This is a genomic window from Deltaproteobacteria bacterium, assembly GCA_016931625.1.
In the GTDB taxonomy this organism is placed as follows: Bacteria; Myxococcota; XYA12-FULL-58-9; order XYA12-FULL-58-9; family JAFGEK01; genus JAFGEK01.
In genome coordinates this window covers 1-9276 of the sequence record JAFGEK010000182.1, presented here as the reverse complement: position 1 = coordinate 9276, position 9276 = coordinate 1, and the positions used below count along the sequence as shown (strand labels likewise).

The window sequence follows — 9276 nt, the reverse complement described above, 5'->3', positions numbered from 1 at the left end:
AGTTAACAGGGGTTTTATTGATGACTATAACCCACAAACCGATATTACCGCCCATTTCATTACGGTAATTATAACCCCCAAGGGCAACCCCAAACAAATTACTAAAATAGAAGATTTTAAACGTGGCGGCTTACGTATAGGGCTAGCAGACCCAGAAGCTGCTGCTATCGGACTATGGCATGAAAAAACTTTTAAAAAAGCTGGCATTTGGGATGCGGTTAAACAAAATGCAACAATGTATGCTAAATGTATTCCTGAACTTGGCAATGCGGTGCAACTTGGCGCCATCGATGCCACTATCGTTTGGGCTACAACTGCTGTATTATATTTAAAAGATATTGAAATCGTCCCTATAGAACCACAATATCGAGGTATTATTCGTCTGCCTATTGCTTTGCTTAAATTCTCGCAACAACCTACATTTGCAAAAAAAATTAAAGCTTTTATTTTAAGTGATGAAGGAAAAAAAATATTTCATAGCCATGCCTATGGTATCAACGCTGTGCCTACTGATGATACAGGATTTTGTACTGATAACGGTCAAGCTACTACTGATGATATGAAATGGTTGGTGGCTGCCGCAAAAGTAGCCAAAGATCCTAGTATTGCCGTAACCAAAGCAACCGTTGGGCATCTTGTTAAAGAAGTATTGCGACAACGTCAGACGCTACATTGATAAAAATCGATAGGTCATTTTGCATGATTAGTCATTTTCACAAAAGCCGTATAAAACACCTAACATGGTACGGTTTTTTTATCGGAATCGGTATAACTTTAACCACCGCAGTGGCCGCTTTAATAATTATCAATTCACTGTTTTTAGGTTGGCATGATTTCATCCATTACTTGAGCAAAACACGAACTTGGTCAAGTTTATGGGTAACTGTCTGGACTGCGGCTCTTGCTACTGCCTTAACGATGTTAGTTGCAATTCCGGCTGGCTATGTGTTGTCACGCTATCGCATACCTTTTTCTCGTCTCTCATTAACTTTAATTGATTTGCCGGTGATGGTACCCCCTGCTGCTGTAGGTGTATTTCTCTTAGGCTTTTTTATATCTTGGCCGATTAATGAAATTACCTCGATATTAGGTATACAAATACATCATGCTGTTGCAGGTGTAGTTGTCGCCCAAATCGCTGTTACTTTGGCATTTGCCATCCGTTTGCTTAAAGCAGCATTTGATACGGTTAGTCCACGTTTTGAAGCAGTTTCTCGCAGCCTTGGTGCCTCACTGCCTCGCACTTTCTTATTGGTTGATCTCCCTCTAGCAAGAAACGGTATTTTGGCTAGTTTAATTGTCGTCTGGGCGCGTGCTGCTGCTGAATGGGAGTCTTTAATGCTATTTGTTGGTGGCATTCAGGGTCGTACTGATACTTTGCCATTTGCAGTTTATCTTGATTGGAATGGAGGTGTACTTGGTTGGGCACTAACCAATAGCCTTCTTTGTGTATTAATTGCTATTTTTAGTTTAGCGGCTGTACGTAGATTGGGGGGACGTGGACATGTCTTCTAATCACAATATTAAACATCAAAATACTCACGCCATTAAACACGGTATATTGCTAAAACAAAAGTGCTATTTAAATATAACTTGGCTATTTACTGCATTTTTATCATGCATTTTTATTTGTGTACTTATTGGTTCTTTATGGCTATTTTCTAGTAATTATAATCAAACTAATAGCAACGCTATTCATACTTTATTTTCGCGATCATGGTTCTGGCGCTCACTTTGGTTAAGTATACTTACGGCAACGACAACTACCATTATCGCTGTTGTGCTAGGAGTCCCAACTGCTTATGCGCTTTCTCGTTTTCATTTTCGTGGCCGCAAAATAGCTGGCACTCTATTAGATTCGATATTGGTATTACCTGCTTCAACTGTTGGTCTTACACTTATGGTGGCTCTGCAATATCCTCCAGTATTAGCGCTGCAAGACGCATTAGGTATCAGAATTGTGCATAGCTTAACTGGTATAATATTAGCACAACTTATATTATCACTAGCTTTTGGTATCCAAGCATGGCGTGCAGCTTTTGCTTCAGTTAACCAGCGTTACGAGCATGTTGCTCGCTCTCTGGGTAGTTCACGTATACGCACCTTTTTTACAGTTACGCTACCTCTCGCTCGCAGTGGAATTATTGCTGGTTTAGTGCTGGCCTGGACGCGTGCCTTAGCTGAATTCGGTGCGGTTTTGTTAGTTGCTGGCACTTTTCGTATGCGTACAATTAATCAATTCTCACAACTATCTCAATGGCTAGGCATCAATAATGCCGATGCGCTTGCTGTCGGTATGTGGATGGAAATTGAAGGAGGACGCACCGAACAAGGCGTTGCTATTGCATTTGTAATGTTAGCCGTTGCTACTGTCTGTGTATACTTGTTGCATCATTTAGCAAACATCAAGGTATCAAGGAGTATGATATGATTGAAATATGCAACCTTTCACTTGAACTGCAAGAATTTCACCTTCGCCAAATAAATCTTACTATTAAAGAAGGTGAATATTTTGTTTTACTTGGACCTACCGGTGCAGGTAAATCAGTGCTGCTTGAATGTATTGTTGGATTATATAGACATCATCAAGGGCAAATACTGCTTGATGGTATTGATGTTACAAGATTATATCCTGAAGAAAGAAATATCGGCTATGTGCCACAAGATTACGCCATATTCCCTAATATGACGGTAGCAGAAAATCTCGCCTATGGTTTAAAAGCTCACCAAATACCTAAAGCGATTATCATAAAAAAAGTTAATGCAATGCTTGCTCGGCTTGGGTTAGATAAACTAGCCCATCGTTACCCTGAAAAACTCAGTGGTGGCGAGCGTCAACGCGTAGCCTTAGGAAGAGCATTAGTAACCGAGCCAAGGTTATTATTACTCGATGAGCCATTGTGTGCGCTTGATGAAAATACCAGAGTTGATTTAGCTAGCAGTTTAAACAAATTACAACGCTCAGTAAATGGCACTTTTTTACACGTATGCCACAACCTTGAAGAAGCAATAGATGTTGCTGATCGTATTGCCATCATGAACAATGGTCAATTAGAACAAATCGGCACACCAAAAGAAATTCTCTCTCGTCCTAACTCGCTATTTGTTGCTAAATTCACACGCACACGCAATTTGTTTTCGGCGACCGCCACTATAAATAATTATGGCTCTGCAATAAAAATTGAAAATGGGCCAGACCTTTATACTATGCAAAAACAAAACGGTAAAGTTATTGCCGCCATTAGATCTGAATGCATAAATATCAACGGTAAAATAAATAAAAATTCAGATAACAATAATTTTAATGGAATTATTGTAAATATATATAACAGAATTGCTCATTTAGAAATTGAAGTCGATATTGGTGTACCTTTAATTATCTATGCAAGTCATCAGCATCAAAATCAATTTAATATCGGGGAAACGATTGATTTATATATTGCGCCCGATTCTATAAGTTTATTTCCAAAAAACAGCTAAAATACTAATTATATCTGCTCATTATCTTTTATTTCATATGCATGCATCTCATGCGAGAATTGCGCATGCTTTGATTTTATATTTTTTCTTCGTTTAAGTATATGGCGTCTGACAAATGCCACGATACCTGCGACTAAACCTGTACCTAAAACAACATTTGGGCAAGCTGGTTGCCCGCAACATGGACAGGTATATACACCAACGATAAAACCAAAAAGTGCGGCCCAGCGTAAAAAAATCGGGGTTAAGGCAGATTTTATACGAAAATAAATGCGTCTAAAAAATTGCATATTCACTGCTGCCTTTTTTTATTTGTCAAAATTATGTAAACAATCACTTTAATTAAACTTGGGGGTGCCCCTATTTCTCTTTTTTAAATTATATCACTAATCTATTTCACTAATCTAGGATAAAACGTATTGGGTTAAGCGGCTGACCGCCATAACGTACTTCATAATGCAAATGACAACCAGTAGCGCGACCAGTCGCCCCCATGGCGGCGATTAACTCTCCACGTTGCAGACGTTGACCTTTTTTAACTTTAATGATGCTAAGATGGGCATAGTGAGTCTGAAGCCCATAGCCATGATCAATTACCACGGTTAACCCATAGCCATCACGTACACCTATAAAAATTACGGTACCATCGGCTGGGGCAATTATATCGGTACCTAACTGCCCACCAATATCCAAACCCTTATGCATAACAATTTGATGAGTTATAGGATGAAGACGTCTGCCAAATGGACTAGTTATAAAACCATTTTCTACAGGGCTAATCGATGGAGTATTTGAAAGTAATAAAGAAGTATCGTGAAAATATTCGATCATTTCATCAAGCGAAATCTGCAGTGCCTGCGCGTTAACTCTTAAGCGATCAAACTCTTGCGGTAGCGCTGTTGGAGCAATTGCTAGCACCCTACTTTTTATCGGCTCGATCTCTATATTTGAGTTAAGATTGTTAGGAGAAATCGATTGCTCAATATTAGTATCAAGAGGACCAATACCTAATGCACCCTTATTAAAACTTAAATCACTCTTTGACCATAATTGGGCAAAGGCCAGCTCGGCGCGCAATTCAAGCATTTGACCTTGTGGTAGACGATTTTCAATCTCTCTAATAATTGTACGTAATCTTTTATTTTCTTGAGCGACGTGCGCGGTATCTTCAGCGATGTTTGTATTTCGTGCACCCTGGATAACAATTAGGCCAAATAATAATACTAATGTTGTAATAATTGCCGCCAAGCCTTTTAAGACAGTAATAGACAATTGTGCTCTACGAGGCGCACGATCGTAACCATCAAGAATTACCAAGAAAAGGCGACGATTTCTCACGGCCATGCAAAGTACCTAAAGCCTAGTGGTGGTGTCAAACACGGTTTTACAAAAAAAGCATTTTTAGTGCTTGTATTAATCGATTTGGATAAATACCAAGCTAATTAGTACAATTCTCGTCTTATTTAATGATCTTTTAAAAGCCATAAAACTTAACTATTTTTAATTGTTTTTCTGTTAATAATATTATTTACATGTTTTTACCTGTGTTTCTTTACATTGTTATTCTCATACCTGCGAGCACGTTAAAACCTGGCATGGGGTAATCTTTAATGTAGGCGTAGCGCTGATTGAGCAAATTTCGCAAAATAACATATGGTTCAACTGACAATTTTCTATCTGGAATTTGATAGCGATACCGTAATGATAGATTAATTGCGACTACGTCTTTTATCGCCTGACGCGAATAATCGTTCATATATAAACCACTGACCCATTCACTGTTTATGTCTGCATTAAATCGATGTGAACTAAATTCATGCTTAAAATTAATTGCAAAATTGACTTTAGTACTGGGATTTTGGCGAGTGTAGCGACCAACATCTTGCCAATCAGCACTAAGATGCATTGTAAATGGTCCGATGTTTTTAAGCTTTGCCGTTGCTTCAATACCCCAAATCATAATATTGTCAATATTTATCACTTCGGCACTCGGCCATGCCCCAAAGTATTTAATTAAATTATGGGCGTCACTGCGATAACCAGCGCAGCTAGCTTCAAAATATTTTGAATTGAATTTTACTCCAGCCTCCTCATTAGTTGAGTATTCTGGCTTAAGGTTTGGGTTAGCTGTAGGATATGGTAAATATAATTCGCGAATAGTTGGCTGACGAAAATTTTTAGTAACACGTGCAAAAAGGTTTAAACCCTCAACCAAATCAAGACGTAACCCTGACTTATATAAAAACACCGAACCATACCGAGTATTATTTAAAGCACGCATACCAAATACACCGGTTAGCCAATTAATAGGTTGAACCGTAACTTGGCTATAAAAAGAAATTTCGTTCATTGCTTTTATTTTTTGATGTTCTTTGGTAATGCGATTTTTAACTCTGCCATCAATACGACGCGGATCTACCCCAAGTAAAATCTTAATTATTTTACTTGGCTCATACTGAGCTTCAATTTTATTGCCCATAATATAGTCAATTGAATAAAAGCCATCATAGAGCTTGTGGATGCCGTATGTTAAATATGGCAAACTAGTTAATTTATATTCATTGTACTTATAAAGTAGCTCAGCCGAAACATTATCACGCCACACATCATACCAATTATCAGCGTTTGGGTGTGAAGCCGGCCCGGGATCAGCGCCTTTAATATGAACTAACTTGTTGCGAAAACTAACTTTTAAATTAGGCGTAATTAAATATCTAGCGGCGGTTGTGGCAATAACATTATTGCCACCTGCATTGAGGCGATGCCCATCGCTTGATAAAGCATGAACTGCTGCAGCGATATCAAAAGCACCCGTTTTACTTAAAAACGAAACTGTTTCACGTAAAGTTTCATAACTACCATAAGCCGTATCGTTTTGCAGCTCATATCCTTCGTGCGTTAGCCAGCGGCTGCGTAAAATTATAACGCCTGCCATAGCGTTAGAACCATAAAGAACTGAATCGCCTCCTTTAATAACTAAAACTTCATCAATAAGCGAAGGCACGTATTCATCTGGGATTGGATGCCCAAAAATACTTTGATAGTCTGGAACGTTATCTTCAACTACTAGCACTTGAGAATTTGGGCTACCGCCTAAACCACGAATATGGATCCCACCCGAAGCACCGTTAGCTACACCATGAGTTGTACCACGAGCTGAAACATAGATATCAGCACTTTGTTGCGCCAACGCCTCAAGCATACTAGCTTGAGAACTAGAGCGTAAAAGCTCACCATCAACAATAGTCGTGCTTTGAGTTTTATCGCGCTCAATTGATTTTTTACTGATAACAACGGTTTCGTATACAGGAATTTGCTGTTTGGCTGCAGACGTTGATTCAACGTCAGATTTTAGTATTGGGCTTTTCTCGGTATTAGTTTCTTGAGCTTTGACTAATTGCCAATTGGTTACGGTATATAAAAAAATTAAATATTTAATTAACTTATTCACTTAATGTCCGTATGGGCCAGGCACTGAAAAATCTTGCTCAAAATCTTCTAAATAAATTTCAATGGTATAAAAACCCGCCTCTTTAGCGGCAAAACGTTTGCTAGTACGATAGTTATACCAAACAGGCTGTGAAGTAATATTTTCGTCAACTGGGCATTCGCCGATCACATCATCGCAATTATAAGTTTCTGTATTGAAATCATCGATTAAATCATCTTCAACTAACTTTTTGTAATATGTTAATGCATTAAATTTTTGAAAGTATACATGATCACTACCAGGCATGCATTTTTGTACAGATGTCACTTCTTCATACTGCGACACCGATTCCCACAAGCAACCATTGTAACTAATGTTGCGCAAAAGAATTGGAGCTGCAGTTTTATTAACAATTACTACTTCAGGATAAAATGATTCACAGGCGCCAATTGTAAAACATATAACCACTAGCAGTAATTTATGCATCATCAGGTAGGCACTGTGTGTTTTGGGTACGCTCGGCATATGGCAAAAAATTATAATCGGGCCAAAGCTCTAAAATGTGGTTATATAGGGCTTCAGGTATTGGTGCTACGCCTTCACGCGGAGGGCATGGCCCTTGGTGATTGGCAAAATTAATTTCTATAGTACTGGTTTGCCCATCAACTACTTCTTCTTCGTTTTTAGACGCGATTGGCAAGCAATTTTCTGCAGCACAAGTTGAATCTTCCCATGCAGCTACCATATAGACATAATCTAGACCCGGCTTGACTTCTTGCTGGGCACTTTTTTCACCCCAACCTATTTTGGCGAATTCAACACCTAGATAAGACGATTTGCATATAGTCCATAAAGGTTGATAAGGCATATCGGGGTTATCGAAATTATTGTAAAGTATTACTTGTGCGGCTTCATCTTTGTTATCACCGCAAGCACAAATATTAACGAGTGTTATTACCATTAACATGACTAGCTTTTTAGATAGCTTTTGCATAATGTACCTTTTTAGTATTTGCTGAATTAAAAACAAATAATTCAGTGTTACGTTTTTTTATTTCGTAACACTGCACATCACAAATTCATGGCGTTGTCAACAGGAGGCAAATTTTGGATAAATTGTCTCGTTTTAGCGTTTCGATTGAAACTGATTTGCTTAACCGTTTTCTACGCATAGCCAAAAAACATGGGTGGAACAATCGCTCTGAAGCTTTGCGCAATTTAATTCGTAACGCTTTGGTGCAAGATGAATGGCATGATAATGCTGATGTCACTGGTACTATAACTATTGTTTATGACCACCATAAACATGACTTATCTGATCGCCTAACCAGCATTCAACATGACCATCATGATTTAGTCTTAGCGGCAACGCATATTCATTTAGACCATGATAATTGTCTTGAAATGATTGCGGTACGCGGTAATGCCAAACAAGTGCAAAAAATTGCCGATGCCTTAATCGGCACTCGCGGGGTCAAGCATGGGACATTGTCACTGACTACGACTGGGAAAAAAATTAAATAGAGTGCACCTCTTGCTTGTTGAGGGGTCTTGGCTACGCTTGTAACTAAAATTGCAGGGGCGATACCAAAAGAGTTACGTGAACGTGCCCAAGCTGCAGCGACACTGGTGTCGGCGACATCATGGGTGAATCATAACTACCATGCGCAAGCTGACCTAGTAAGTAAACTAGTAGAAGCAGTTGAACGCCGGCAAAGCGTAGTGCTTGTATATCGTAAACGCAGCGAGTCGCAGGCGACCGAGCGCCGAGTTGACCCGTATCATTTGCATCTGCAAGCTGGCGCTATCTATGTGATTGGCTATTGTCATTTACGTAAAGAGTTACGAACATTCTTGGTCGATCGTGCAATGGCAGTGCACACTACTGGTGAATATTTTGAACGACATGATGAATTAATACCAACGACGGTATTACATGGCACCTTTGGTCCTTGGCATGGCGTGCCCACTACTGTGCGCCTGCGTTTTGCCGCCGCAATTGCGCCGTTGATTGGCGAGCATACCGTACATCCATCGCAGCGGGCACAACTTATGAGCACGGGCGAATTAGAGGTTGAGTTATCAGCGCCTATAAGCCCTGCGTTAGTAGCGTGGGTAACGAGCTATGGCCCACAAGTGCAAGTGTTGGCTCCGGTAGCGCTGAGGCAATTGGTGCAGCGGCAACATAAGGCGGCGCTACGTGTGACACACGGGCAACGGCGATCGCAAAAAACCACAAAAAATATCCGCCCCGCTCGACGTGTGACCAGAGATGGCAAGGGCTGACTCTTAGTCTCATTTTTCACTTTTATCGGAATTGGATTCCTACTTTCGTAGGAATGACGAGGAGTTACGTAAAACTCTCT

The 9276-nt window shown here is 39.7% G+C and carries 11 protein-coding genes; 6 read left to right on the top strand and 5 right to left on the bottom strand.

The window, feature by feature from the left end:
* The 4 genes from JW841_15760 to JW841_15745 all read left to right on the top strand — a co-directional run.
* On the top strand, positions 1-676 hold a 676-nt coding region (locus tag JW841_15760; protein MBN1962389.1), incomplete at its 5' end, for a substrate-binding domain-containing protein.
* A gap of 23 nt (positions 677-699) precedes the next feature.
* Entirely contained in the window at positions 700-1515 is an 816-nt protein-coding gene (locus JW841_15755; protein MBN1962388.1) for an ABC transporter permease, read from the top strand.
* The gene (locus JW841_15750; GenBank protein ID MBN1962387.1) at positions 1505-2431 is read left to right on the top strand and encodes an ABC transporter permease; all 927 of its coding nucleotides are present in this window, start codon (positions 1505-1507) and stop codon (positions 2429-2431) included. The genes JW841_15755 and JW841_15750 overlap by 11 nt, the downstream gene beginning before the upstream one ends.
* Positions 2428-3480, top strand: coding sequence for an ABC transporter ATP-binding protein (locus JW841_15745; protein ID MBN1962386.1), 1053 nt, complete (start codon positions 2428-2430; stop codon positions 3478-3480). The genes JW841_15750 and JW841_15745 overlap by 4 nt, the downstream gene beginning before the upstream one ends.
* An 8-nt stretch (positions 3481-3488) precedes the next feature.
* Here JW841_15745 and JW841_15740 read toward each other — a convergent pair whose 3' ends face one another.
* The 5 genes from JW841_15740 to JW841_15720 form a co-directional block, all read right to left on the bottom strand.
* A complete protein-coding gene (locus JW841_15740) occupies positions 3489-3770 on the bottom strand; it encodes a hypothetical protein (protein ID MBN1962385.1) in 282 nt (93 codons plus the stop codon).
* 109 nt (positions 3771-3879) lie between these two features.
* On the bottom strand, positions 3880-4824 hold the full coding sequence (locus JW841_15735) for a M23 family metallopeptidase (protein ID MBN1962384.1): 945 nt from the start codon (positions 4822-4824) through the stop codon (positions 3880-3882).
* A 208-nt stretch (positions 4825-5032) separates the two neighbouring features.
* The gene (locus tag JW841_15730) at positions 5033-6931 is read right to left on the bottom strand and encodes a TonB-dependent receptor (GenBank protein MBN1962383.1); all 1899 of its coding nucleotides are present in this window, start codon (positions 6929-6931) and stop codon (positions 5033-5035) included.
* Positions 6932-7399, bottom strand: a complete 468-nt coding sequence (locus tag JW841_15725) for a hypothetical protein (GenBank protein ID MBN1962382.1) — start codon at positions 7397-7399, stop codon at positions 6932-6934.
* A complete protein-coding gene (locus JW841_15720; GenBank protein ID MBN1962381.1) occupies positions 7389-7871 on the bottom strand; it encodes a hypothetical protein in 483 nt (160 codons plus the stop codon). Before JW841_15720 ends, JW841_15725 begins: the two co-directional genes overlap by 11 nt.
* A gap of 146 nt (positions 7872-8017) precedes the next feature.
* On the opposite strand from JW841_15720, the gene nikR reads away from it, so the two are divergent.
* Both nikR and JW841_15710 read left to right on the top strand, forming a co-directional pair.
* Positions 8018-8434 carry a nickel-responsive transcriptional regulator NikR gene (gene nikR, locus JW841_15715; GenBank protein ID MBN1962380.1) on the top strand — a complete coding sequence of 139 codons (417 nt, stop codon included), beginning with the start codon at positions 8018-8020 and terminating at the stop codon, positions 8432-8434.
* A 27-nt stretch (positions 8435-8461) separates the two neighbouring features.
* Complete coding sequence (locus tag JW841_15710; protein MBN1962379.1) at positions 8462-9196, top strand: WYL domain-containing protein; 735 nt, start codon at positions 8462-8464, stop codon at positions 9194-9196.
* Positions 9197-9276 lie beyond the last annotated feature (80 nt).

Excerpts from the sequence above, each read along its gene's own strand:
- JW841_15745 (MBN1962386.1), top strand. The coding sequence starts at position 2,428 with ATGATTGAAATATGCAACCTTTCACTTGAACTGCAAGAATTTCACCTT.
- JW841_15740 (MBN1962385.1), bottom strand. The coding sequence starts at position 3,770 with ATGCAATTTTTTAGACGCATTTATTTTCGTATAAAATCTGCCTTAACC.
- JW841_15750 (MBN1962387.1), top strand. The coding sequence starts at position 1,505 with ATGTCTTCTAATCACAATATTAAACATCAAAATACTCACGCCATTAAA.
- JW841_15720 (MBN1962381.1), bottom strand. The coding sequence starts at position 7,871 with ATGGTAATAACACTCGTTAATATTTGTGCTTGCGGTGATAACAAAGAT.
- JW841_15725 (MBN1962382.1), bottom strand. The coding sequence starts at position 7,399 with ATGATGCATAAATTACTGCTAGTGGTTATATGTTTTACAATTGGCGCC.
- JW841_15755 (MBN1962388.1), top strand. The coding sequence starts at position 700 with ATGATTAGTCATTTTCACAAAAGCCGTATAAAACACCTAACATGGTAC.
- JW841_15735 (MBN1962384.1), bottom strand. The coding sequence starts at position 4,824 with ATGGCCGTGAGAAATCGTCGCCTTTTCTTGGTAATTCTTGATGGTTAC.